The following is a 22,614-nucleotide window of genomic DNA, read 5'->3' on the forward strand; positions in this document are numbered from 1 at the left end:
ATGTCCCCCTGTTTCGCCGTGGGCGCGCCCGACGTGCCGAGCCGACGTCGCCGCAGGCCCTCGTCGAGGAACTCTCTTCATCGGGGCCGATCCCCATCACCGCGGCCTACCCCACCCCGAACCGTCCTAATTCCGCCTCGCCGGGGGGACCGGCCCTCGGCAAGCCGTCAGCCCCTCTGCCAGGGCCAGCGGCCGGAGATCTCCATTTCAAGCGAGAAACTGAGGAATGTGCGGATGGCGACGACTATCGCCAGCAGGCCGAGACTCGCGTACGTCGGCGAGACAGCGACCGTACGCGTTATGTCGCCGGCGACGAGGAACTCCAGTCCGAGCAGGATCGACCGCCCGAGGCGCCGGCGGAACCCGGTGTACACGTCCGTTCGGCCGCGCCCGAGCGCGACAATCGCGGCCACGGCGGCGGCCAGAGCCCCGAGGAAGATCACCGCTACCCCCGCACCCTCAAGGGCGACGCCCACCCACTGCACGACGTGCTGAAAATCCACCGCTCTCCCCCTCGGCTCAGGCAGCGCCCAGCGAAGGTTGCCGCAGTCCAGAAGGGGTATGGCCGCACGTTAGCCGTCCAAACGAGGCCGGTCCCGCCAGCGGTGAGCGAGGCCGAGTCAGGGGACGGCAAAAAGGGGGCGGGGCAATGGAATTCCAGCGATCCGACACCGCCGTGGTGTTCATCGACCCGCAGAACGACGTGCTGAGCGAGAACGGAACAAGCTGGGCGGTAGTCGGTGCGAGTGTCACCGAGAACGGCACGGTCGAGAACATGGAGCGTATCTTCAAGGCCGCGAAGGAGCGGGGCTATGACGTTTTCATATCGCCCCATTACTTCTATCCGACCGACAGCGGCTGGACGTTCAACGGACCGCTGGAGGCCGACGAGATCCGGACCGGCACCTTCACACGAAGCGGCCCGCTGGATCTGACCGGTTTCCGCGACTCGGGAGCGGACTGGCTGGATCGCTTCAAGCCCTACATCGAGGATGGCAGGACGATCGTCGCCAGCCCGCACAAGGTATTCGGGCCGCAGACCAACGACCTGGTCCTGCAACTGCGCAAGCGGGGCATCAACAGGATCGTTCTCGGCGGCATGCTGGCGAACATGTGCGTCGAATCCCACCTGCGCGAGTTCCTCGAACAGGGCTTCGAGGTGGCCGTCGTCAGGGACGCGACCGCCGGGCCACGGCATCCGGAGTGGGGTGACGGCTACGAAGCGGCGATCGTCAACTTCCGCTTCCTCGCCCATGCGGTGCTCTCGACCAAGGAAGTGCTCGATCGCATGCTTCATTGAGTCTCGTGCGCTGCTCCCGAGAAGGAGGGAGCCTCGCTGAATTGCGGCGGCGGCCGCCCCCGAGGGGGCGGCCGCCGCTATTTGCGTTATGTCCCGTCAGCACATGGTCAACCCGGCGCTACTGACGCAGGGTTGCGGGATCGGTGGCGGCTTCGCCCGCCAGGTTGGTGAAGACGGCGCGGAACTGGGTGCCGTCGGGGTAGTCCTGCGGGCTGGTCAGTGACAGGGTGGTGCTGGTCGCGCCGCCGACGTCGGCCCAGTTGCCGCCGGGCGGGCTCGCCTGCCACCGCACCACCGGCTGCGGGTCGCCCGTCGCCGCCGCCGTGAAGGACACCGGGCCGCCGTTGGCGGTGACGTCCATGGGCTGGGTGGTGACTGCCGGTGCGACCGGCTGCGCCGACGCCAGGTGCATGGCGAGCACATTGTCGCCGGTGACGGCGAACGCGACACGGCCGATCACCTGGCTGCCGGCGCCGATGTTCATCCGCAGGTCACTGCCGCCGTTCTCACGGCCGCTGAACGCGGCCTCGGGCAGCGGGATCGCCGCGGTCTTCCAGGTGCCGGTATTGGTGTTGGTCACACGGACCGAGTCCCGGTACGCGTTGTTGGACACGTTGCCGTAGGAGTCGTACTGGATGTTCCAGCTGCCCGTCCCCTGGTCGAAGTAGCTGACGTACGCGGTCGCGTCGTACTTGCCGCCGGGAACGAACGAGTTGTCGATGTTGAAGTACATGTAGAACGACCCGGCGCCGGTGGTGGTCCGGCCGGGCAGGCCGCCTGCCGTGGTGGCGGTGGTGTGGCCGTCGCCCTCCTCCTTCACGCTGAGGCCGTTGGCGACGTCGGGGTTGCCCAAGGCGTCGGCCACGATCGCGGTGTGGTCGGCGGCCTGCACGGTCATGACCACGACACCGCCCGGCAGCTTCTGCCCGCCGCTGCCCGTGAAGCTGAACGAGACCGTGTAGAAGCCCGAGTCGGCCGATTCCGGGACGGACACCGTGGCGTCCGTACTGGCGCGGCCGTCCGCCGCCACGTGAAGCGTGCCGGAGGACGGGCTGACGGTGATGCCGCCAGAGGCGTGCGCGGTCCACTTCACGTTCGTGGCGTGCAGCCCGGTGCCCTGCGCGCCCACGGTGACCTGCTTGGTGTCGCCGGCGGTCACCGTGACCGGACCGGACGGGTCGGTGAACCCGATGGCCGGGTCCTGGCCGGTCTGGTACGACGGCGGGGCGTCGTGAGGGCCGGTCGCCCATCTGGTGTCGGGCGAGCTCGACAGGCTGAAGTCGAGCCGGGCGCCGTGGGTCACGACCGACGCAGGCAGCCCGGTGCTGTCGAAGGGGCGCCCGTTCAGCCGCACGCCCTTGACGTACGGAGTGTCGTCGCCGGCGGCGGGGGCGTGGATGTCGATCGCCCGGCCGTTGCCGAGGTGGACGACGGCGCGGGTGAACAGCGGGCTGCCGAGGGCCAGGTCGGCCCGGCCGGGCGTCACCGGGAACATCCCGAGCGCCGACCACACGTACCAGGACGACATCGCCCCGAGGTCGTCGTTGCCGGGCAGCCCGTCCGGGGTGGGCGGGTACAGGGCCTGCTCGATCCTGCGCACCTGGGCCTGGGTCTTCCACGGCTGGCCCAGGTAGTCGTACACGTACGGAACGGAGAGGTCGACCTCGTTGCCCATCCACATGTACGGGGCGTTCGGGCCGGCGTTGATCTGGCTGAAGAACGTGTCCAGGCGCGGGATCGCGACGTCTTTCCCGCCCATCGCGGCGATCAGGCCCGCCATGTTCTGCGGGACCTCCCAGCCGTAGTCGGCGGCGTTGCCCTCGTCGTAGCCGTCCTGGCCGAAGGCGTTCGCGGGCGGGGCGACGAAAGCGGGACCGTTCGGGAACGCGCCGCGCTCGTCTCGCGGCTGGAGGTAGCCGGTCGTGGGGTTGAAGGTGTTCTGCCAGTTCTGGCTGCGCGACTGGTACTGAGCCGCGGTGCGCTTGTCGCCGATCGCGGCCGCGAGCTGCGAGATCGCGAAGTCGTCGATGGACCACTCGAGAGTCTCAGAGACCCCCTGCCGGCCGTGCGCGCCGTGCGAGCAGGCGTCGTTCGGTGCATAACCGAGCTGGACGTACTCCTCCACGCACTGGCGCTCCTGCCAGCCCCAGCCCAGCTCCTCCGAGTGGTTGGCCCCCTTGAGCATGATGGGCAGCACGCGGGCGATGTCGACGTTCCGGCCGCCGAAGGCCACGGTGTTCGCGATGAGCGGCACCGCGCTGTCGCCGTTCATCGTGCCGGTCGTGCTCACGTTCGCCAGCGGCCAGCGCGGCATCCAGCCACCCTGCTGCTCCGCATCGCGGACCAGCGAGTTCGCCATGTCGCCGGCTTCCTTGGGGAACAGCATGGCCTGAAGCGGCGCGAGGGCGCGGTAGGTGTCCCAGTCGGAGAACGTGGCGTACTGCGTCTGCCCGCCCGGCACGTGGTGGACCTCGTTGTCGAAGCCCATGTAGCGGCCGTCCACGTCGTTGAAGACGCTCGGGAACTGCAGCGAGTGGTACAGGGCGGTGTAGAACGTGGTCAGGTTCGCGGCGGTGCCCCCGCCGACCTGAACGGTGTTCAGCGCCTTGCGCCACGCGGCGCGGGTCTGCTGCTGCACCGGCGTGGGGTTCCAGCCGTGGATCTCGGACGCCATGTTCTTGCGCGCCCCGTCGACGCTCACATACGACATCCCGACCTTCGCGCGCACCGTCGTGGCGCTGCTCGTGTCGAAGGTCAGATAGGCGCCGGACCCCCGGCCGCTCGCGCCGTCCGACCCGGCGGTGACGGTCTTCCCCTGCCAGGTGCCGTGGGCGGTGAACGGCTGCGAGAACTTGATGTCGAAGTAGACGGTGTAGCTGCCCAGCCCGCACAGCCCGTTCGCCGTCGCCGAGCCGGACACCTCGTCGTCGCCGTCGACGGTGACGGTCGCGGCGCTGTTGCCGCCGAGACTCGCGCCCGACTTCACCAGCACCTGCGCGGTGCTGCCCGCGGGATATGCGAACGAGAGCAGGCCCGTGCGGTTGGTGGCCGTCAGGTTGACGTTGACACCCGAGTCGGTGAGCAGCACATCGTAGGAGCCGAGCGTGGCGTGCTCGTGCTCGTGGGAGAACGTCGCCGAGGCGTTCCCCGGGTCCGTGCCGATGGGGCCGGTGGTGGGCAGGATCGGCACGTCTCCGAACACGCTGCAGCCGGCGGACGCGTGGTTCAGGCTGAATCCGCGGATCGATGACTTGCCGTAGGAGTAGCCCACGCCCGAGCCGACCGTGTCCGGGCTGAGCTGCATCATGCCGAACGGCGTGTCCACCCCGGGGAAGTCGTTGATATCGCCGACGGCCTCGCCACCGTTGCCGGTCCCGATCAGCGGGTTCACGTATTGCACCGGGTCGGCGAACGCGTCGGCCCGCGCGGGCGGGGCAGCCGCCGCCTGGGTGACGCCGCCGATCAGCACGGTGCCGCCGAGCGCAGCGGCAAGTGCCGTGCGTATCAGCGTGGTGAGCATGGGAGACCTCCATGTAGGTCGGGACCCGCGGCACGGCCCGCCGGCTGGTCCGGCTCAGCGGAACAGGGATGGTGGGCTCGAGGAGGGGCGCACCCGGACAGGGATAGCGGCTAGCGTCTCCCTCGTAGACAACGTTGTCAAGATCTATTGCCCGTGCTGTGACCGGAAACGATCATCGGGTTGGGCGGTCGGGCCGCGGTCGTTGAGGGGGCGGGCGGCCCGGATCGAGCGCATCGCCGCCCAGGTGTGGTCGATGCCTTTGCGGCGCCGGTTGACACCCCACAGCAGGTCGTCGCCGACGGAGTAGCAGCCGTGGATCATCGCCCGCCGATACCGCACCGAACTGGTGCTCCCGCGGTGCACGATCCGCGCCTCTTCGAAACCGTCCGTCCGTTTCCCGGCTCGCCCCGGAAAGGTGAGGAGAACGAGGCAGGATCAGGCCGCCCCCGACGATGGAGACGACGATTTCTCGTCGACGCCCTGCCCAGGGCTGCGCCAGTGCTTCCCGCCACGGGCGCAACTACCCTCCGGACACGGACTGCTACGGCTTGGACAACGTTGTCAGTAGAGCCCCGTGTCACCGGAGTCGACATCGACATCGACGGATGCGACCTGACCGAACGGCGCATGTGCGTACGAGTGGTGTGTGAGCAGGTCGCCGCCTTTGCTCCAGTGCCTTTCGGTTCCGGACGTAGAGTTTTCGGTGGACCGACCGGACCGCAAAGGTCTGCCCCTTCCGTGGCAGCAGACGAGTACCCGTTCTCGTCGGAGAGGGAGGGATACCATGGTCAGCGAATCATGGCGCGATCTGCGCCCGGAAACCGCCATATCGGGCGAGATCAGCGGGACCACCCGCTACATCGATATATTTCAGGTTCGGCAGCTGCACACCTTGCAGCGGCCGATGACGGAAACTGCCTATGAGATGGCTTTCCTGGTCAGTTCCCAGGTGATGGAGCTTTACTTCGGATTGCTCTGCCATGAGCTCGGCAGAGCGCGACGCGAAGTCCTTGCTGATGATGTGCCCGCCGCCCTGCGCACTTTGAGACGTACCGTGGCTCATCTGCGTGCTCTCGAGGCCACCTGGGAGAGCTACGCGGACATGACACCCTCCGACTGGAACCCCATCAAGGCCCAGCTCGGCAAGGGCGAGGCATCCTCGGTTCACTCGTACATGTACCGTCACCTGGCGTTCCTGCTGGGACAGAAGTCTCGGGAGATGCTGGAGCCGCACCGGTCCACGCCTCTGATCCACCAGGGGCTGGAGGACGCTCTCAGCGCGCCCAGCCTCTATGACGAGGTTCTGGCCCTGCTGCAGCGGAGAGGGCTGCCGTTGCCGGACTCCGCCGTCCACCGTGACTTCGCCGACCCGTATGTCGCACAGCCTGAGGTGGAGGCCGCTTGGGCGCAGGTCTACCACGACGAATCCCTCACCGACCTGCGGGAACTCGGCGAGGCGCTGACCCAGGTCGCCGATCGCTTCAACCGGTGGAAGCAAGTACATCTGACGGTGACCATGCGCACCTTCGGCGATAAACCGGGCTATTACCACACGCCAGCTGTCGGCTGGCTGCAAAACAGCCTGAACCAGACCGTCTTCCCCGAACTGTGGAGCGCGCGCACGACCATGTGATCGCTTTGGGGGGCAGGCTTCAGCTCTGCCGCAGGGTTCCCGGGCGGCCATGTCGGACCGCTCCAAGCACCGCAGGCTAACGTCGCGGCCGCTTCTCGATGACTTTTGCATGTACGAGTGTGCCGATGAGCTCAATGCGGAGAAGGGGATAGGCGGCGGCGTCCTTGGAGTGAAGCTTGACCTTGGAGTAGGTGCGGTTGAGCCCGTCGGCGTCGATCACGATGTCCGGCGAGCTGACGATGAACAGCTTGCTGTGCACCATCTCCGCGTCGATGCGCAGGACGCTCGCAGTGATCACCGCGTGGGTGAAGTCGAGGGTGAATCGGCAGTGTTGCGCGCGAAGCTTGATGCGGGCGGGCACCCGCCACGGCCCCTCCTTCACGTACTTGCCACCCCCTTGCTCGAGCACGAGCACGGCATCGGCTGCAGGCCCGAGGTCAGCGGTGAGTCCGGCCAGCTCGCCGAGCGTCCGGGCCCCCAGCGCGCGCTCCAACCGGGTGTCAAGTTCCTCGGCATCGAGTCGACCGTCACCGGCGGCAACCCGCAACGCGTCCACGACACGGTCCCGATCCCCGTGCGATGCCCGCAGATCGGGCAGATCATCCGACATGGCAGGCACGCTAGCAAGGTAACTGACGTCTCCAAACCCCGGCGCACCTCACCAAATGGAGATGGAAACAGTTCACTGAAGGACATGAACGAAGCCTTCTATGTGAAGGTGACGGATACGACAGCAGCAAAGGCCATCGCGCAGGCTCTTAGGGATCTGCCTGGGATTATCAAGGTGCGGCCATTGCTGTCGCCCTGATAGGCCCAAGGCCCGCTGCCTTTCTGCTTCCAGAAATACAGCCGAGGCGGTCGTCTGGGTTAGTTTGATCTGAGGAGGCGCAGATGGCACCGGCGACGGCGGACCACATTCGGCTGACTCCCCACGAGGCGCGGGAGCTCTTCCGGGCAGGGCTCGTCACGCCGACCTCCGGCTGGGCCGCGGGATGGACCCAGGCCAACCTGATCGCGCTGCCGAGAGATCGGGCCTACGACTTCCTGCTGTTCGCCCAGCGCAACCCGCGATCATGCCCGGTGCTGGACGTCACCGAGCCGGGCGAGACCTCCACGCCGATCTTCGACGGCGACCTGCGCACCGACTTGCCCGCCTACCGTGTGTACCGGTACGGCGAGCAGATCGCCGAGGTCGCCGACGTGACGTCCTACTGGCGTGAGGACCTGGTCTGCTTCCTCATCGGCTGCAGCTTCACCTTCGAGGCGGCGCTGCTGGAGGCGGGAGTGCCGGTCCGCCACATCGAGGCGGGCACGAACGTCCCCATGTACCTGACCGACCGGCCGTGTCGGCCGGCGGGCGAGCTGTCCGGTCCCCTTGTGGTGTCGATGCGCCCGATCCCCGCCGAACTGGTGCCGGCCGCGGTCCGGATCACTTCGCGTTACCCGGCCGTCCACGGCGCCCCGGTGCATGTGGGCGATCCCGCCGTGCTTGGCATCGCGGACCTCGGCCGCCCGGACTTCGGGGACGCGGTGGAGATACGCGCCGGCGAGCTGCCGGTCTTCTGGGCTTGCGGGGTGACTCCCCAGGCCGCAGTCATGCGGTCGCGGCCGCCGTTCGCCATCGGCCACGCACCTGGCCACATGGCCGTCACCGACGCCCGCGACAGCGCCTACCTGGTGCCCTGACCCACCGGCATCCACCTATACCTGAACGGACCGCAGGCCGCGGCGGACGGCACCAGGGTCAGGCCGAGGCGGCGGCTTCGGCGGGAACCGGGACGGGCGTGGGAACGGCCGTGCGACGGGCGATCATCGGGGCCAGGGCTCCGACTCCGAGAGCGGCGGCGATGCCCGCGATGGCGCTGAACCACCAGACCACGGCGGGGCCTGCGGCGGCGTAGACGGTGGTGCCCACGGACAGGGTGATGAATCGGGCGATGCCCCACGTCCACTGGTAGCTGCCCTGGTAACGGCCGCGGGCGTCGGCCGGGGCGAGGCTCGCGACGATCGCGCCGGGGATGCCGCCGACCATCGCCTCGCCGATCGACCAGAGGACGACGGTCCCCCCGTACGACCAGGCGTCGTGCGCCACTCCGGTCAGGGCGATGCCGGTCGTGGCGAGCACACTGGCGCATACATAGACCGTGATCTGTCGGTACCGGGCCAGGACGTTCGTGGCGATCGGTTGCAGCACCACCACCAGGGCGGCGTTCAGCGTGGCCATCAGGCCGAGCGTGGTGGCGGGCAGGCCGCGGTCGCGGATCGCCAGTGGCAGGCAGACTTCGGTGAGCGAATAGATCGCCAGCCCGACGCCGATCAGCGGGAGCAGCGCCCGCATCAGCGGATCCCGGAACACGACTCCGTAGCCCACCCCGCTCGCGGAATCGGCGGCCCGTGCGGCGACGGCGTCACCGCCGGGCAGCAGCGTGACGACGATGAGCGCGAACGCCAGCGACGTCGCCGCGTCCATCGCGAACAGAAGCCAGTAGCCGTGCGTCGCCAGGAACCCGCCGAGGATTCCGGCCACCGCGGTGCCGATGTTGATCGCCCAGTGCAGCAGCGAGAACGCGGTGCGCCGCCGCTCCGCCGGCACCGTGTCGGCGAGCAGCGCGCCGGCGGCCGGGCTGACCATCGAACCTGCCGCACTGAGGAGCGCGGCGGCGAGTGCCAGCGTGAGGACGTTAGGCGCGGCCAACAACAGGCCCTGGGCGAGAGCCGTCCCGATCAGTCCGGTCAACATCGTGGGACGCCGGCCCACCCGGTCGGCGAGGAGGCCGCCCACCACAGGGCCGATCAGGTTGCCCGCGCCCAGCGCACCCAGGACGTACGGGGTCTGCGCGATGGGGATGCCGCGCGCCCCGAGATAGAAGACGAGGAAGGGGGTGACCACGTAACCGAGCCGGTTCACCACGGTGCCGGCGAAGACGACCCAGGCGGTACGGGGCAGCCCGCTGAAGGTGGAGAGCATGACGGTGATCCTGCGTCCGCCGTACACTCATGACCATTGATTAAGTCCAGATCGAATCTTGGAGCGGCCATGTTGTCCGAACTGGCCTTCTCGGCCGACGATCTGGCCCTGACCCGGTTCGCGATCTCGCCGATGTGGGAGGTCGTCACCAGCTTCCGGCTGCTCGCAATGGACTCCGCCCATCCCGTGCACCGTACGTGGATCGATCAGGTACGGCCACGCGTCGCCGCCGCCAGGCTGGACTCGGGCCATCTGGCCGAGCTGATCCCGGCCAGTCGCTACCTTCCCGACTTCCTCACCCCGCCGCCCGACGAGCCGGCTCCCACCCTCGACACCGAACTCGCCGCCATCCGCGCCACCCCGGCCGATCAGGTGCTGGCCGACCTCGACGTCCTCGGCGGCACCGGTCCCCTCGGCAGGGCTCTTCGCGCCGACCCGGAGGCCGTGCTGGTCCGCGTCGCTGAGGAGATCGAGGTCTACTGGGGGCTGGCGCTCGCCCCCTACTGGGCGAAGATCCGCGTGGTGCTCGACGCGGACGTCTTCCACCGTGCCCGGCAGGTCGCCGAGCGCGGCGCGGGCCACCTCTTCAACGACCTGCACTCCACGGTGAGCTGGGACGACAACACCCTTCGGCTGGTCCGCAGGCATTGCGGCATCCGCCGGGAGACGACCGGGTCAGGGTTGCTGCTGGTCCCCTCCGTCTTCGCCGACGGCATGCTCACCTGGTCGCGCTCGCCGGAGCCGCCCCAGCTCGCCTATCCCGCCCGCGGCACCGGCACGTTGTGGGAGCACCGCCCCGTCGCGCACATCGAGGCGATCGCCCGCGTGCTCGGCCGCTCTCGATCCGTCATTCTGGCCGAGTTGGAAGCCCCGGCTTCCACGACCGAACTCGCCCGCCGCACCGGCATCTCCGCGGCCGGGGTCTCCCAGCACCTGACCGCCCTCCGCGACGCGGGAATGGTCAGCGCCCACCGTGCGGGCCACTCGGTGCTCTACGCCCGCACGACCATCGCGGAATCCCTTCTCGGCGCGACCGCCTGAATCGCTCGAGGCCGCCGGCGGGCGACAGTACCCGCCCGCTCCGAGCTGCGCGGGCCGCCGTTCCTTCAGGATCGATACGCAGGGATCTCTTCCCGGTCCCCCGCCGCGAACCTCGTACGGGCGCCGGCAGAAATAGACCAGGGCAGGCGGCAGGTTTCATGTTGGTGTTACGGCCATGGATCGGCTTCGGGTTCGCTGGTCAGAGTTCCCAGCAGGTACGCATAGGCATGGCACCTAGTGCTTTTCCTGCTGCTGAGCGAAGGCCGCGCGAGCCCTGCCGTACCACTCGTCTGTGCCGTGCGTGTAGGGGTTGCGAGTGGTTGAGATCTCATGCCCGACAAGGCATCCGTCCTTGTCCCGCTATACCGCTACGAAGGTGCGGGCGTCGGTGTTCTAACGGAGCTGAGCAGACCAGCCCGCACGAGCGCAGGGCGTCAGACCCGTGAGCGGAAGAGCGTACGGCGGACAGGACCGCGCGAAGATCTCCCCGAGGGGATCGCGTGCATCCGCGGAGGTGACACATGACTGGCGAGGACAAGCGCCACTCGGTGAGCGTGGCCGGCGTCGTCGTCGACGACCATGGCCGGGTTTTGCTCACTCAGCGAGCCGACAACGGCCAATGGGAGGCCCCCGGCGGTGTTCTGGAGCTGGGGGAGGGCATCGCCGAAGGGGTGCGCCGAGAGCTCCTAGAGGAGACCGGCCTCACCGTGGAGCCGGTCGCTTTGACCGGCGTCTACAAGAACATGGCCCGCGGCGTCATCGCCTTGGTCTTTCGCTGCAAGGCAACCGGCGGACAACTCTCCCTCAACGATGAGGTCCAGCGGTTCCACTGGGCCACGCTCGCCGAAGTGCGAGAAATGGCCACCGAAGCCTTCGCGGTCCGAGTGCTCGACGCACTGCAGGATGGCGCACCCGCGGTCAGACAGCACGACGGTGTGCACCTTGTCTAGCTTGTGGTGATGTCCCGGACCTACCCCCTCCTGGGGGCAGAGAGACGGCGAGCAGTGCTTGGCATCACCTAGCCGTTCTTGTGTCCTAGCGCATCGGAAGGAGACGGCGTCTCGCCAGGGGAAGGCGGCCGCCGCGCGCCTGACACGCCGCCGGATGCGTCAGCGTGTGCGGGACTCCTTGACGGTGGCGACGGGACGGCCACCGGAGCACCGCACCTCGCTCTCGGCCTTGGCGCCGTGCCCTTCTTCGCTCTCGAACTTCACGCGCACCACGTCGCGCGGACCCCGCTCGATGTCGTCTACCTGGTAGCCCGGCGCCGGGGTCCACGACTCCAGCGTGACCAGGCCGTCCGCGCATCTGGCCACGACGATCCCGCCTGGAACGGTGACGGCGCGGGCCGGTGCCGACGCGGGCGGGGACGGCTTCCGGGACGGGACGGCCGAAGAGCTTGCGGTCTCCGTGGGAGTCTGCGATGGGGAGGGCGCCGGCGTGTCGTCGAGAGCTCGCCGCACGTCGTCGGGTGACAACGCGCGGTTCCCCGATCTGGTGATCGCGTCGCCCAGGGCGGTCGTCAGGGTGAGGCCCGCGCCGGTCGCGATGAGCCCGACGGTCAGCCACCCGGTGACCACGAGAAGCAGACGCCGGTTCATGGGGCCGATCCTTCCTGCCGGAGCGATAAGACGGGGTTAAGGGGGCGATAACGGCGCTATGCCATCGGCGTCGGACCCGTTAGCGTAAATCCACGTGGCTGATGTCCTGCTTGTCGAGGATGACACGACCATCCGGATCGGGCTGACGCGCGGATTGCGTGACCGCGGGCATGCGGTGTCCTCCGCGCACACCGCGCTCGACGGCCTGAGACAGGCGGTCGCGGACCGTCCCGACATCGTCGTGCTCGATCTGGGCCTGCCCGACCTCGACGGTGCGGAGATGTTGCGCATGCTCCGCGCGGTCAGCCGTGTCCCCGTCATAGTCGGCACCGCGCGGGACGACGAGGCCGAAGTGGTCCGACTGCTGGACGCGGGCGCCGACGACTATGTGGTCAAGCCCTTCAGCGCCGCCCAGCTGGACGCCCGCGTCCGCGCCGTGCTTCGGCGGACGGCCGAGAGTCGCGCGGACGCGCCGGTGACCATCGGCAAGCTGCGACTGGACCTGCGCAGCCGCGAGGCGGTCCTCGACGGGGCACCCCTCGACCTCACGCCGCGCGAGTTCGACCTGCTGTACTACCTGGCCTCACGGCCGGGTGAGGTGGTGACCAAGCGGGAGCTGCTCACCGAGGTCTGGCTCGTGCCGTACGGCGGGGCGGACAAGACCGTGGACGTCCACCTGTCGTGGTTGCGGCGCAAGCTGGGGGAGAGCGCACAGAACCCTCGCTATCTTCAGACCGTCCGCGGTGTCGGGGTCAAGCTGGTCGAGCCGTCGTGAGGCGTTGGCTGGCCGTCCTCGTGGCAGCCACGACCTCGCTCGTGCTCGTCGCCCTACTCGTCTCGCTGGGATCGCTGGTCCGCCGGCTCGTCGAGAGCGGCGCCGTCAGCGAGGCGACCGCCGAGGCCCAGTCAGTCGCCGCGGTCGTGGGCACGGCCGACGCCGACGGCCTCGCGCTGACGGCCGAGCGCACCTCGGCGTCCAGCGGCCACGCGATCACCGTCTTCCTGCCGGACGGGGGCGTCATCGGCTTGCCGGCGGCGCGCTCTCCCGCGGTGGAGCTCGCCGCCCGAGGGCGGAGTCTCGTCGCCGAGACGCCGTCGGGGATGGAGGTCCTCGTCGCGGTCCAGGGCGTCCCCGGCGGCACCGCCGTCGTCAGGGCATTCCTCACCCGCCAGGACCTCACCCGTGGCGTGCGCGAGGTCTGGCTCGGCATGCTCGTCCTCGGCCTGGCCCTCATCGGGGTGGGGATCTTCGTGGCGGACCGCCTCGCGCGCGCCATGACCCGGCCCATGACTGGGCTGGCCCGCGTCTCGCACCGGCTCGCCGCCGGCGATCTGGCCGCGCGTACCGATGTCAGCGGACCTCCGGAGGTCCGCGACGTGGGGCTGGCGCTCAACCACCTCGCCGGGCGCATCAGCGACCTCCTGGCGGAAGAGCGCGAGACGGCCGCGGACATCTCCCATCGGCTCCGCACCCCGCTCACCGGGCTGCGGCTGGAGGTCGAGTCGTTGCCCGACCCCGAGTCCGCCGCACGGCTCCAGGCCCGGGTCGACGCCCTGGAGCGAGCCGTGACCTCGGTCATCACCGACGTGCGCCGCAGGACGCGGGAGAGCGCAGACTGCGACGCGGTGAGCGTCGTGCGCGAGCGGGTGACGTTCTGGGCTGTGCTCGCCGAGGACCAGGACCGGCCGGTGGAGCTGGACCTGCCGCAAGCGCCGCTGAAGGTGTCCGCCGGCGCCGCGGACCTGTCCGCCTGCGTCGACGCCCTGCTCGGCAACGTCTTCGCACACACGCCGGAGGGCACCCCCTTCTCCGTACGGCTGTCGCCGACGTCCCGCGGTGTGTTGTTGCGGGTCGCCGATTCGGGGCCCGGCTTCCAACCCCTCCCTGACGCGGCCCTCCCTGACACGGACGGGCTCCTCGAACGGGGCAGGAGCGGCGCGGGGTCGACGGGGCTCGGCCTGGACATCGCCCGCCGTACCGCGGAGACGTCGGGCGGGTCGCTTCAGATCGCCACGACCCCCGGTGGCGGCGCCACGGTGATACTCGAATTAGGAACCCCTTAACGACGCCCCAGCGCGGGCTTAGGGAGCTCTCGCCGACTCTGGGCGCATGACGAACACACCACGCATCAGCAAGACGGCGAAAGTCACCATCGCGGCGGCCGGATCGGCGGCGCTGCTCGCCTTGGTGGCCGTGGGAACCACGGGCGCGGCCGCCTCCCCGACGCCCACGGCGGCCGGGATCACGAGCGCCGCGCCGACGGGAGCGACCCCCGAGCCCACCCGCACAGAGCCCACCCGCACCGAGTCCGCTGGGGCCTCCACGGCTGCCGTGGCAGCCACAAAGGAGATCACCTACCGGCAGGCGGCCGCGATCGCAGTGAAGCGCCTGCCCGGGGCACGCGTCACCAAGGCGGAACGGGAAGTCGAGCACGGGCACCGCGTCTGGGAAGTCGACCTCGTCAAGGGCGGCGTCGTCTACGACATCTCAGTCTCGGTGGAGACAGGAAGCATCGTGAGGTTCCGCCAGGACCGCGATGACCGCGCGGCCCGTGCCGGTCACGACGTGGGGGACGACCACGGAGGTGACCGGGTGCGCGATGATCGTGCCGGTCACGACGTGGGGGACGACCACGGAGGTGACCGGGTGCGCGATGACCGTGTCGGTCACGACGTGGGGGACGACCACGGAGGCGACAGGCGCCGCCACTAGTGCGACAAAGCCAGATCGGGATGAGTTGAAGACGCAGGCACTGCCGGACGTGGTGCCTGCGTGCTTCGGCCTATTGGTCTCCACCGGCGCGCGGACGCCAGGTCAATGGCTCGTTCGGGCCTTGCCCTCAACGGCGCTTGTTGGGATCAGGGCGCAAGTCCTCGGCCTGGCCATCGCCCGCGGCATCGCTCACGCTCACCATGGCACTCTCCACGTGGAGGACACCGCCGGCGCCGGAGCACGACTTGTGCTCCGCCTCCCCGTCGCCAGGCATGCCACCGGCCAGCCATGAAACGCCCCGGCCAGCCGTGATCGGCGATTTCCGGAGCCTGGAATGTGGAACTTCTGCGGCCCGTCACACAAAGAGCCGGCAATGTTCTGCACCGGGCCTCACTCAGGGGACGACGGCTTCGGATCGTGGGGTATGAAACAGATATCCGATCGATCCAAAGTGCCCAGCACTAGTTAGCCTGAAGGTGCGCCACAAATGAGTCGACATCGTACGGTGAATACGCTCGCCAGTACAGCGCTCATCCGGCGCCGACTGGCGTTGCTGCCGGCCGTCATTGCGCTGGGAACCGTCGTCATGGCGTCGCCGGCGGTCGCGACGTCAACAGGACACGGCCACGGCGGAGACGGCTCGCGAAACAGCGGAGACGGTTCGCAGAAGGACAACAACAAGCTCGGCGCGCAGGGCAACGAAAGCCAGAACAAGACTCACCACAACAAGAGAAGCATCGGGCACGTGCGGTTGAAGCACAGCCCCGTCATCCAGCGTGGAGTACAGCAGTTGAATAGCAACAGCGGCGTCACCGCTGTTCAGGCCGCATTCTGCAAGAAGACGGGCAATTGCAAGAATGTGCAAAACTACTGGGTGGGCCACTGGTAACCCGGGGCCGCCCGCCGTCGGGAGAAATCCGCAGGTGGAAGTGGCTCAACGGTCCGACCCTCGATCTCGATCTTGCCTTTGGAGGTCAACTGCCCGGCGCTTCCGTGATCGAATCCAGCAGTCGCTGGATGCCGGGCCATAACGCGTGCGGTCGGCTGCCGCGAAGGGCGCCCGGCTGGACGTGTGCCGAGAAGGCTCAGACGGCACGCTGCCCCGGCCCACGCGGAGTGCTGCGATCGGAGGCATCGCCATGGTCGTTCGCCGATGGGGCGCATGGGAGGCGCAGGACGAAACGCGCACCGCGAGGGCTGTCCTCAATCCGGAGCGTGCCCCCGCCGGCCTCGGCGATCTGCCGGGCGATCGGCAGACCCAGTCCGGTACCTCCCGGGTCTGTGTTGCGGGAAGCCTCCAGCCGCGCGAACCGCTGGAAAACCAGCTCGCGCTTGTCGGGCTCGACGCCGGCGCCGTCGTCGAGCACTTCCAATACGGCGACGCCATGCTGGAAGGCACGATTGCCGCGCTCATCGGCCGGCTCGTGCCGTACGGTGATGGTGATCTTGTGTTCGGCATGCCGTTCGGCGTTGTCCACAAGATTGGTGAGCAGGCGGCCCAGCCGTAACCGGTCGCCGATCACCATCACGCCAGGCTCGAGCGAAGATTCGATGCTCTTTGCCGACGTGTGGCGGATCCCGCACTCCGCCGAGACAAGCTCGGACAGGTCGATCCGGTCGCGTGCGCCAGGCAGCCCCGCGTCCAGCCGTGCGAGGGCCAGCAAGTCGCCCACAATCGCCTGAAGCCGGTTGAGGCCCACCAAGAAGGTCGAACCCAACGTGGTCACGCTGGTCTCCTGAGGAGCGATCAGAGCATCCTCCACCTCGACCTTCATCGCGGCGATCGGGCTGCGCAGGTCGTGGGAGGCGTCCGAGACGAACTGGCGCTGCTGTTCCATCGCGGCCTGAAGCCGGCCCAGGGTGTGGTTGACGCTTTCGGCCAGGTCGTGGATCTCGTCATCGCTGGGTGGTACGGGCACCCGGCGTCCGGCGCAGGCCGCGTTGATCTCGTCGAGCTCGACTCGGATGGCGTCCACCGGCCGGAGGGAGGCGGTGGCGATCCGATGGCCGAGGTAGGTGACGGCTGCGGCGAGCGCCACGGCGCTCCCTCCCACCAGCGTGGCCAGCCGCGGATCGACCCAAGGAGGAATTACCGGAGAGGCGCTGTAGACGGTCCATCTCTGACCGTCATGGTGGGTCCATTGTGCGACGACGATGTTGCATTCGCCCGGTGGGAAGGCCCCGCCGCACACAACTGAGGTCGCGCCTTCCTCGCCATCGGGATTGAATGTCGCCATCGGTTGCTTGCCCCGCATGTTTTCGCTCGAGGCGACGACCCGACCCCGTGGGTCGACGACTTGCATGCTGCGGGACTGGTGGTGCACGAGGGGATAGACCAGATTGCCCCGCTCCTCTTCGATGGCCACACGGCCTGCGTTCGCCCGGAGCTCTTGGGTGAGGTTCTCGGTGGCGAAATATTTGAAGCCGATCATCAGCACCGTGGCCAGCAACGCAGACAGCACAGCCGCCACCGCACCGGCGAACACAGTGATGCGCGTGGTAATCGACAATCGGTGCCCGCTCATCCCACAAGCCCTCCTCCCCAGTCGACCACATGGGCCGGGATTCACAACCTGGGGGGCGTCGGTAGGAGCACGAGGGCCAGTCTGATCAAGACGACGAGATCGGCGAGTGCATCGTGATCAGCCCCAGATTGGTCAGTCCGTCCCCGCGGTGAGGAGTGCGGTCGCCAGCGCCTCGGGATGGGTCAGCATGGCCTCGTGCGGGCCTTCGCACTCGACGATGCGCGGGTTTCCCAGCCTGTCTGCCATCTCGCGATAGAGTTCGGCCGGCACGGCCTTGTCGTCACGCAGGAAGACGTAGCCGGCGGGCAGCTGGGCGGTCCAGAAGCGGGGAAGGGAAATCGGTTCGGCAAGCCACCCGAGCGGAGCCGGAACCAGGCGGTCCGCGGCGGCGGCAGACTGCTCCTCGGTGGTGCCATTCATGAAATTGGCCTTCCACACGTCGAGATTCATCGAGATCGTCTGGTCCGGGCGCTGCGCGGCGGACGCCCGCTGGGCCTCGGCGTGGTGCTTCGGCAATACGTCATGGATCGCTTCGCCGTCCCGAAGCACCCAGGCATCAACGAAGACGACCCTGCGCGTCATCTCCGGAAAACGATCGGCCACGTACTGGATCACGGGTCCTCCGCCGCTGTGACCCACCAGCACGAAGTCCTCCAGGCCCTGCTGCTTGATCGCAGCGATCAGCCCTTCCCCGATGGCGGTGAGAGTCACCCCGGCACGGTCCACGTCGCCTTCCTCCGAACCACGAAGGGTCGGCGCGGACACCTGATGCCCGTCGGCGCGGAAGCGCGCGGCAACGGCGTCCCAGCACCATCCGCCGTGCCATCCGCCATGAACCAGAACAAACTGCATGGGACACTCGTCCGATCAACTTTTCACTACGGCACGTAGGGGTCCGGGTAGCAAAGGCGGAGAATCCAACGGATATGGATTTGGCGCCTTCGCCCCACCCATCGACTGTTCAGCTCAACCCGGCCCAGCTCCGAAAAGGGACCGGAGAGGCGGAGCTGCTCGCAGAAGGGGTGCTCTCAATCCGAAACCTCGCCGGGTTCCTGCAGGTTGACGCCCCTCGTTAGGGGAGCATCACCCGCCATCGTACGGCGCGGCTGTCGGCGCAACCAGCCGGAGCGGAGTAGACCCGGCTAGCTCGAACGTGCCGGCGGGTCGGCGAGGATGCCTTCCAGCACTCCAGTGGCTTGTCCGACCTCGATGAGGTAGCCGTCCGGGTCGCGCAGGTAGCAGCGCAGCTCGGCTTCGCGGTCAACCACCTCGCCGCCGAGAACGTCGGTGTAGAAGGCTCGGGAGCTGGCCACGTCGGCGACGGTGAGGAACTGTGTAAGCAGCAGCCCGGTCTCCGGGGCCGGGAAGTCACCGCGGCGCATGTTGATCCTCCATCACTTTGTTGTCGGTGGTCACATCCTCTGGACAGGACAGCTCGGCAAACTGTGACAGAACGAAGGTGATGGTCCCTCCTGACATTGCAGCAGGGACCATCCACCGGTGACCCCCGTATAAGGGGGCTGACCTTGGAGAAATGATCAGTTGGTTGAGCGGGCTGCGGTCTCGATGACCTGGGTGACCGCGCCGGGCTTGGAGATCAGGGCGGCGTGTGAGGCTGAGACCTCAACCGTGTGGGACTTGGCGCGGGCGGTCATGAAGCGCTGAGCCTGCAGCGGGATGACGTGGTCGTCGCGGGAGATCAGCGCCCAGGACGGGATGGTCTTCCAGGCGGGCTTACCGGAGGGCTCGGTCAGCGCGCCGTAGGTGACCGGCCGCTGGGTGACGGCGAGAAGCGCGCTGGTGGAACGGGGCAGGTCGGCGGCGAAAATGTCGGCGAAGTTCTCGGTCTTGACGTAGACGTCGGCGTCGCCGGAGGCCAGGGGCACGGTCGTGATCGTGTTGTCGCCGATCTCGCTGCCTTCGTACTTGGTGGCCAGGCCGAAGACGCTCTCGCCCTCGTCGGGGATGATGGCTGAGACGTACACGAGGGCCTTGACGTCGGGGTCGGCGCCGGCGGCGTTGGTGATCACCGCGCCACCGTAGGAGTGGCCGACCAGGACGACAGGCCCGTCCACGGTGGCGAGCAGATTGTCGAGATAGGCGGCGTCGGAGGCCAGGCCGCGCAGCGGGTTGGCCGGGGCGAGCACCGGATAGCCATCGCTCCTGAGCCGGGCGATGACTCCGCTCCAGCTGGAGGCGTCGGCCCAGGCGCCGTGAACGAGGACGATGGTGGGCTTCGCGCCATGCGTTGCGGTCGCGTTCGCGGGCTGCGCGGCTATTGCGCCGGTCAAGGCGACCAGTACGGCGGCGAAGGCGGTCTTCAGACGTCGGGACATTGTGGGATTCCTTCTCATGCGTCGCTCGTGCGGACCTGACCTAACCTGCCGATCCGCGTGATCCTCGACATCACATGAATGCCTGAGATGGATTTCGTTGCCCAGCTAGACCTCTCGCAGGTCAGCCCCCGTCTGCGCGTACCCCTGCTGTTCGTGGGTGGAGCGGATGCGGCGGCGCTCGGCGGGGGTGGTGCCGCCCCACATGCCGTCCGGTTCGCCGGTTTCGACGGCCCAGGTCAGACAGGGCAGCCGCACCGGGCAGTCCAGGCAGATTCGCCGGGCCAGGGCATCGTGCTGGGCGGGCTGTCTGTCCCAGGTGAGTGGGAAGAACAGGTTCGGGTCGCTGTCCTGGCAGGCCGCGCGGGCCGTCCAGCGCAGGGACGGTCTCGGGTCGCTGAGATTGTCGTGCTGCCGGTCGATGTTCACGGTCGCCACCTGACTGTTCGATGCTGGCGGGTTCGGTGTGAGGGGATCGGCACGCCCGTGGCGACAGGGGGGCCGGTCCTGCCCGGGGCGTCGGTGAAATGGGACCGGTGAGGAAGCCGCGGGACGAAGCGGCGTGGGCTGGTGCGATCCCCCGTGGCCGCACCAGCGCACACCCCGACTGGTTCGCCGGCGGCTGCCTCAACCGGTCGTGCTCCACCGTTCCAGTGGCGAGGGCAGGAGACATCGCACGAAGACTTGAGATCACAGCGCCGACACGCGGCTCGCGACCGGACCCGTTCGACCGGGCGGTCTTCTCGCCGACCACCGGGCTGACCTGCCAGGTTCCCACCGGGGGATGTCACGTATCCGTGTGATGTCGGCCGATCCCGTCAGGCGTTTGCTGGGGCACCGACCGGCGCTGATCTCTCACCTGGAGGCGACGATGATTCCCGTCCGCCATCTCACCGGGGACGTCAACGGCTTGACCGTCTTCCACCGCGAAGCGGCTCCGAAGGACGTGCCCACGATCGTGCTGCTGCGTGGTTTTCCGAGCAGCTCCCACATGTTCCGTAACCGGATCCCGGCCCTGGCCGACCGCTGTCACGTGGTCGATGCGGACCACATCGGCTTCGGCTGTTCCTCTGCACCGCCCGTCGAGGGCGCCCCCGTTGCGTGGGTGGCCACAACCGTGGACCACGGTGCCGACCACGGTCTCCCAAGGGCGCGATGGAGGGGTCCGGAAAGCGACTGTGATCGCAGTGGCATTGCCGGATGCCGTATGCGAAGGGAGTCGAGACCGTGACCATGAACCTGTTGGAGTCGCCCATAGACGACGCGGCGCAGACCAGTCCGACGGTTTCCGTAGTTGACGACCGGTTGATCAGTGAGTTGGACGCGGCCGCTTCGGTGTTCGTCACCACGCGGCCCCGGCTCTTCGCGATCGCACGCCGCGTCCTTGGAGACGTGGGCGAAGCCGAGGACGTGGTGCAGGAGACGTGGCTCAGATGGGAACGCGCCGATCGCTCGGTCGTCATCAGTCCGCCCGCGTTTCTTGCGATGACCACCACCAGGCTCGCCATCAATGTGGTCCAGTCCGCCCGAAGGCGTCGCGAGATGTCCGTCGGCCCCTGGCTTGTCGAGACGGTGGACCGCAGCGTCAGCCTTGAGGCAGAGGCTGAACGGCATGAGGCGGTCGATTTGGCGGTCCGGTTGCTGTTAGAGAAGCTGTCGCCCGCCGAACTGGCGGCATATCTCCTCCGCAAGGCATTTGACTACCCCTACCGGCGCATCTCCGATGTTCTTCATCTGGGTGAAGACCATACGCGGCAACTCGTGCGCCGCGCCCACGAGCACATCGCCACCGGGCGACGCCGGCCGGTGGCCCCCGCCGCACATCGACGCCTCGTTCAGGCGTTCCTCGCTGCGGCGCAGACCGGCGACCTCGCCGAGTTGGAACAACTTCTCGCTGCTGACGTGTTCCCTAGGTCCGGCCGCGGCCACTCGAGGGTGAGGTCTGGCTCGAACCGCCCATAGTCGGACCGCTGCCCGGTCACGTCGTCGAAGGATTGCGCGAGGTGCAGCGGTACTGGGATCGGCGCCGTGCACTCGACGGGGGGCGGTGCTTGGGCGCGCCTGCCTCACAGGCACGGGCCGTCCGGGGACGGCCCGTGCCCATGAGCTCTGCCCCCGGTCCACCCGTCAGACGCTCGCCCGTTCGACGGACATCGGCCTTGAGGTGCGGCGGTGAACGACAAGCGTGCGCCGGGTCAGCCGTCCTTGTGGCGCCGCCAGTGCTGTTCGAGGGCGGCGGCGACCTGCGCGGGCCGCTGCAACACCGTCCAGTGGTTGCAGTCGAGCTTGATCACGTGTTCCGCCCGGATGGCCCGGCCCAGTTCGTCGGCGAACTCGACTGGGCAGGCAGGGTCACGTGAGCCCCAGAACACGAGGGAAGGCGCGGTCATCTTCGCCAAGTCAGGTTCCCACTCGCCGCCCATCCGCACCGCCGAGCGGTAGAGCTTGAGAATGCTGTCCTTCATCAGCGCATCCACGTGGCGCACCATCTCCTCGGCCAGGTCGGAGGGGACCTCGAAGCCGCTGATCAGATCACCCGCGAAGCCGTCTGGCGTCAGCCCGGCCATGAAGCGGTCGCCCTCGACCGGGTCCTGCCAGATCCTGGCCAGTGGATGCCACGCGTACTGAGCGCTGATCGGGCCGTTGCCGCCGGCCCAGGTGCGCACCAAGTCGGGACGCAGGGACGCGACCCGGGCAGTGAGGATGCAGCCCCAGTCGTGGCCGACCAGATCGACCGGCTCGCCGATCTCCTCCAGGCGGCTGATCAGCCAGCCGGCGTACTCCTCCTTGGTGCCGGCGAAGCCGTCCGGCCGTGGAGCGCCGAACCCCGGCAGGTCCCATGCCTCCACATCTGTACGCGTCATGTGCCGGAGAACCCCTGCCCAGACGCGGTGGGTGTCGGGGACGCCACGAACGAGGATCGCAGGCATGGGCGTATCACTTCTGTACGTGGTCGGCGGCGTCGAGGATGGCGGCGGTC

General features: G+C 68.4%; 22 protein-coding genes and 1 pseudogene. 11 read left to right on the forward strand and 12 right to left on the reverse strand.

Annotated elements, in window-relative coordinates; translation table 11 throughout:
- Window positions 1-167: 167 nt before the first annotated feature.
- Window positions 168-503: a DUF1622 domain-containing protein gene (locus Pth03_RS40015; RefSeq protein WP_203949743.1), complete on the reverse strand. Its 336-nt coding sequence runs from the start codon at window positions 501-503 to the stop codon at window positions 168-170.
- Between the two features lie 173 nt (window positions 504-676).
- On the opposite strand from Pth03_RS40015, the gene Pth03_RS40020 reads away from it, so the two are divergent.
- Window positions 677-1,300: a cysteine hydrolase family protein gene (locus tag Pth03_RS40020; RefSeq protein WP_239119762.1), complete on the forward strand. Its 624-nt coding sequence runs from the start codon at window positions 677-679 to the stop codon at window positions 1,298-1,300.
- Window positions 1,301-1,418: 118 nt separating this feature from the next.
- Here the strand turns inward: Pth03_RS40020 and Pth03_RS40025 are convergent, their stop codons facing one another.
- Window positions 1,419-4,820 carry a GH92 family glycosyl hydrolase gene (locus tag Pth03_RS40025; protein ID WP_203949745.1) on the reverse strand — a complete coding sequence of 1,134 codons (3,402 nt, stop codon included), beginning with the start codon at window positions 4,818-4,820 and terminating at the stop codon, window positions 1,419-1,421.
- A gap of 207 nt (window positions 4,821-5,027) precedes the next feature.
- A pseudogene (locus tag Pth03_RS42385) lies at window positions 5,028-5,153 on the reverse strand (IS630 family transposase); the annotation flags it as partial.
- Window positions 5,154-5,604: 451 nt separating this feature from the next.
- On the opposite strand from Pth03_RS42385, the gene Pth03_RS40035 reads away from it, so the two are divergent.
- Entirely contained in the window at window positions 5,605-6,453 is an 849-nt protein-coding gene (locus Pth03_RS40035; RefSeq protein WP_203949746.1) for a tryptophan 2,3-dioxygenase, read from the forward strand.
- A 76-nt stretch (window positions 6,454-6,529) separates the two neighbouring features.
- Here the strand turns inward: Pth03_RS40035 and Pth03_RS40040 are convergent, their stop codons facing one another.
- A complete protein-coding gene (locus Pth03_RS40040; RefSeq protein ID WP_203949747.1) occupies window positions 6,530-7,063 on the reverse strand; it encodes a DUF1707 SHOCT-like domain-containing protein in 534 nt (177 codons plus the stop codon).
- A 281-nt stretch (window positions 7,064-7,344) separates the two neighbouring features.
- On the opposite strand from Pth03_RS40040, the gene Pth03_RS40045 reads away from it, so the two are divergent.
- The gene (locus Pth03_RS40045; protein ID WP_203949748.1) at window positions 7,345-8,139 is read left to right on the forward strand and encodes a putative hydro-lyase; all 795 of its coding nucleotides are present in this window, start codon (window positions 7,345-7,347) and stop codon (window positions 8,137-8,139) included.
- Window positions 8,140-8,197: 58 nt separating this feature from the next.
- Here Pth03_RS40045 and Pth03_RS40050 read toward each other — a convergent pair whose 3' ends face one another.
- Complete coding sequence (locus tag Pth03_RS40050) at window positions 8,198-9,421, reverse strand: MFS transporter (protein WP_203949749.1); 1,224 nt, start codon at window positions 9,419-9,421, stop codon at window positions 8,198-8,200.
- 69 nt (window positions 9,422-9,490) lie between these two features.
- On the opposite strand from Pth03_RS40050, the gene Pth03_RS40055 reads away from it, so the two are divergent.
- Together Pth03_RS40055 and Pth03_RS40060 are read left to right on the forward strand one after the other, a co-directional pair.
- Window positions 9,491-10,462: an ArsR/SmtB family transcription factor gene (locus Pth03_RS40055; protein ID WP_203949750.1), complete on the forward strand. Its 972-nt coding sequence runs from the start codon at window positions 9,491-9,493 to the stop codon at window positions 10,460-10,462.
- Window positions 10,463-10,983: 521 nt separating this feature from the next.
- Window positions 10,984-11,412, forward strand: a complete 429-nt coding sequence (locus Pth03_RS40060; protein ID WP_203949751.1) for an NUDIX hydrolase — start codon at window positions 10,984-10,986, stop codon at window positions 11,410-11,412.
- A gap of 159 nt (window positions 11,413-11,571) precedes the next feature.
- On the opposite strand, the gene Pth03_RS40065 is transcribed toward Pth03_RS40060, so the two are convergent.
- On the reverse strand, window positions 11,572-12,063 hold the full coding sequence (locus Pth03_RS40065) for a hypothetical protein (RefSeq protein ID WP_203949752.1): 492 nt from the start codon (window positions 12,061-12,063) through the stop codon (window positions 11,572-11,574).
- 94 nt (window positions 12,064-12,157) lie between these two features.
- Here Pth03_RS40065 and Pth03_RS40070 point away from each other — a divergent pair, with 94 nt between their 5' ends.
- The 4 genes from Pth03_RS40070 (at window position 12,158) to Pth03_RS40085 (ending at window position 15,665) form a co-directional block, all read left to right on the forward strand.
- Complete coding sequence (locus Pth03_RS40070) at window positions 12,158-12,838, forward strand: response regulator transcription factor (RefSeq protein ID WP_203949753.1); 681 nt, start codon at window positions 12,158-12,160, stop codon at window positions 12,836-12,838.
- Entirely contained in the window at window positions 12,835-14,127 is a 1,293-nt protein-coding gene (locus tag Pth03_RS40075; protein ID WP_203949754.1) for a sensor histidine kinase, read from the forward strand. The genes Pth03_RS40070 and Pth03_RS40075 overlap by 4 nt, the downstream gene beginning before the upstream one ends.
- A gap of 46 nt (window positions 14,128-14,173) precedes the next feature.
- Window positions 14,174-14,776, forward strand: coding sequence for a PepSY domain-containing protein (locus tag Pth03_RS40080; RefSeq protein WP_239119766.1), 603 nt, complete (start codon window positions 14,174-14,176; stop codon window positions 14,774-14,776).
- 505 nt (window positions 14,777-15,281) lie between these two features.
- Complete coding sequence (locus Pth03_RS40085; RefSeq protein WP_203949755.1) at window positions 15,282-15,665, forward strand: hypothetical protein; 384 nt, start codon at window positions 15,282-15,284, stop codon at window positions 15,663-15,665.
- Between the two features lie 196 nt (window positions 15,666-15,861).
- Here Pth03_RS40085 and Pth03_RS40090 read toward each other — a convergent pair whose 3' ends face one another.
- The 5 genes from Pth03_RS40090 to Pth03_RS40110 all read right to left on the reverse strand — a co-directional run bounded on the left by Pth03_RS40090 (window position 15,862) and on the right by Pth03_RS40110 (window position 20,063).
- Window positions 15,862-17,301 carry a sensor histidine kinase gene (locus tag Pth03_RS40090; RefSeq protein ID WP_203949756.1) on the reverse strand — a complete coding sequence of 480 codons (1,440 nt, stop codon included), beginning with the start codon at window positions 17,299-17,301 and terminating at the stop codon, window positions 15,862-15,864.
- Between the two features lie 132 nt (window positions 17,302-17,433).
- Complete coding sequence (locus Pth03_RS40095; RefSeq protein ID WP_203949757.1) at window positions 17,434-18,153, reverse strand: alpha/beta fold hydrolase; 720 nt, start codon at window positions 18,151-18,153, stop codon at window positions 17,434-17,436.
- 290 nt (window positions 18,154-18,443) lie between these two features.
- Entirely contained in the window at window positions 18,444-18,683 is a 240-nt protein-coding gene (locus tag Pth03_RS40100) for a VOC family protein (protein ID WP_203949758.1), read from the reverse strand.
- Window positions 18,684-18,839: 156 nt separating this feature from the next.
- Entirely contained in the window at window positions 18,840-19,637 is a 798-nt protein-coding gene (locus tag Pth03_RS40105) for an alpha/beta fold hydrolase (protein WP_203949759.1), read from the reverse strand.
- Between the two features lie 105 nt (window positions 19,638-19,742).
- Window positions 19,743-20,063: a WhiB family transcriptional regulator gene (locus Pth03_RS40110; protein WP_239119768.1), complete on the reverse strand. Its 321-nt coding sequence runs from the start codon at window positions 20,061-20,063 to the stop codon at window positions 19,743-19,745.
- A 442-nt stretch (window positions 20,064-20,505) separates the two neighbouring features.
- On the opposite strand from Pth03_RS40110, the gene Pth03_RS42735 reads away from it, so the two are divergent.
- Both Pth03_RS42735 and Pth03_RS40115 read left to right on the forward strand, forming a co-directional pair.
- Complete coding sequence (locus tag Pth03_RS42735) at window positions 20,506-20,865, forward strand: alpha/beta fold hydrolase (protein WP_373318687.1); 360 nt, start codon at window positions 20,506-20,508, stop codon at window positions 20,863-20,865.
- Between the two features lie 2 nt (window positions 20,866-20,867).
- Complete coding sequence (locus Pth03_RS40115) at window positions 20,868-21,596, forward strand: sigma factor (RefSeq protein ID WP_203949763.1); 729 nt, start codon at window positions 20,868-20,870, stop codon at window positions 21,594-21,596.
- Window positions 21,597-21,829: 233 nt separating this feature from the next.
- Here Pth03_RS40115 and Pth03_RS40120 read toward each other — a convergent pair whose 3' ends face one another.
- Complete coding sequence (locus Pth03_RS40120) at window positions 21,830-22,564, reverse strand: alpha/beta fold hydrolase (RefSeq protein WP_275413290.1); 735 nt, start codon at window positions 22,562-22,564, stop codon at window positions 21,830-21,832.
- Between the last annotated feature and the right edge of the window lie 50 nt (window positions 22,565-22,614).

The sequence above is a fragment of the Planotetraspora thailandica genome (assembly GCF_016863335.1).
Lineage (GTDB): Bacteria > Actinomycetota > Actinomycetes > Streptosporangiales > Streptosporangiaceae > Planotetraspora > Planotetraspora thailandica.

Coding starts and splice junctions, on each gene's coding strand:
- Pth03_RS40025 (WP_203949745.1), bottom strand. CDS start 4,820: ATGCTCACCACGCTGATACGCACGGCACTTGCCGCTGCGCTCGGCGGC.
- Pth03_RS40035 (WP_203949746.1), top strand. CDS start 5,605: ATGGTCAGCGAATCATGGCGCGATCTGCGCCCGGAAACCGCCATATCG.
- Pth03_RS40040 (WP_203949747.1), bottom strand. CDS start 7,063: ATGTCGGATGATCTGCCCGATCTGCGGGCATCGCACGGGGATCGGGAC.
- Pth03_RS40045 (WP_203949748.1), top strand. CDS start 7,345: ATGGCACCGGCGACGGCGGACCACATTCGGCTGACTCCCCACGAGGCG.
- Pth03_RS40050 (WP_203949749.1), bottom strand. CDS start 9,421: ATGCTCTCCACCTTCAGCGGGCTGCCCCGTACCGCCTGGGTCGTCTTC.
- Pth03_RS40055 (WP_203949750.1), top strand. CDS start 9,491: ATGTTGTCCGAACTGGCCTTCTCGGCCGACGATCTGGCCCTGACCCGG.
- Pth03_RS40060 (WP_203949751.1), top strand. CDS start 10,984: ATGACTGGCGAGGACAAGCGCCACTCGGTGAGCGTGGCCGGCGTCGTC.
- Pth03_RS40065 (WP_203949752.1), bottom strand. CDS start 12,063: ATGAACCGGCGTCTGCTTCTCGTGGTCACCGGGTGGCTGACCGTCGGG.
- Pth03_RS40080 (WP_239119766.1), top strand. CDS start 14,174: ATGACGAACACACCACGCATCAGCAAGACGGCGAAAGTCACCATCGCG.
- Pth03_RS40090 (WP_203949756.1), bottom strand. CDS start 17,301: ATGAGCGGGCACCGATTGTCGATTACCACGCGCATCACTGTGTTCGCC.
- Pth03_RS40095 (WP_203949757.1), bottom strand. CDS start 18,153: ATGCAGTTTGTTCTGGTTCATGGCGGATGGCACGGCGGATGGTGCTGG.
- Pth03_RS40100 (WP_203949758.1), bottom strand. CDS start 18,683: ATGCGCCGCGGTGACTTCCCGGCCCCGGAGACCGGGCTGCTGCTTACA.
- Pth03_RS40105 (WP_203949759.1), bottom strand. CDS start 19,637: ATGTCCCGACGTCTGAAGACCGCCTTCGCCGCCGTACTGGTCGCCTTG.
- Pth03_RS42735 (WP_373318687.1), top strand. CDS start 20,506: ATGATTCCCGTCCGCCATCTCACCGGGGACGTCAACGGCTTGACCGTC.
- Pth03_RS40115 (WP_203949763.1), top strand. CDS start 20,868: ATGAACCTGTTGGAGTCGCCCATAGACGACGCGGCGCAGACCAGTCCG.
- Pth03_RS40120 (WP_275413290.1), bottom strand. CDS start 22,564: ATGCCTGCGATCCTCGTTCGTGGCGTCCCCGACACCCACCGCGTCTGG.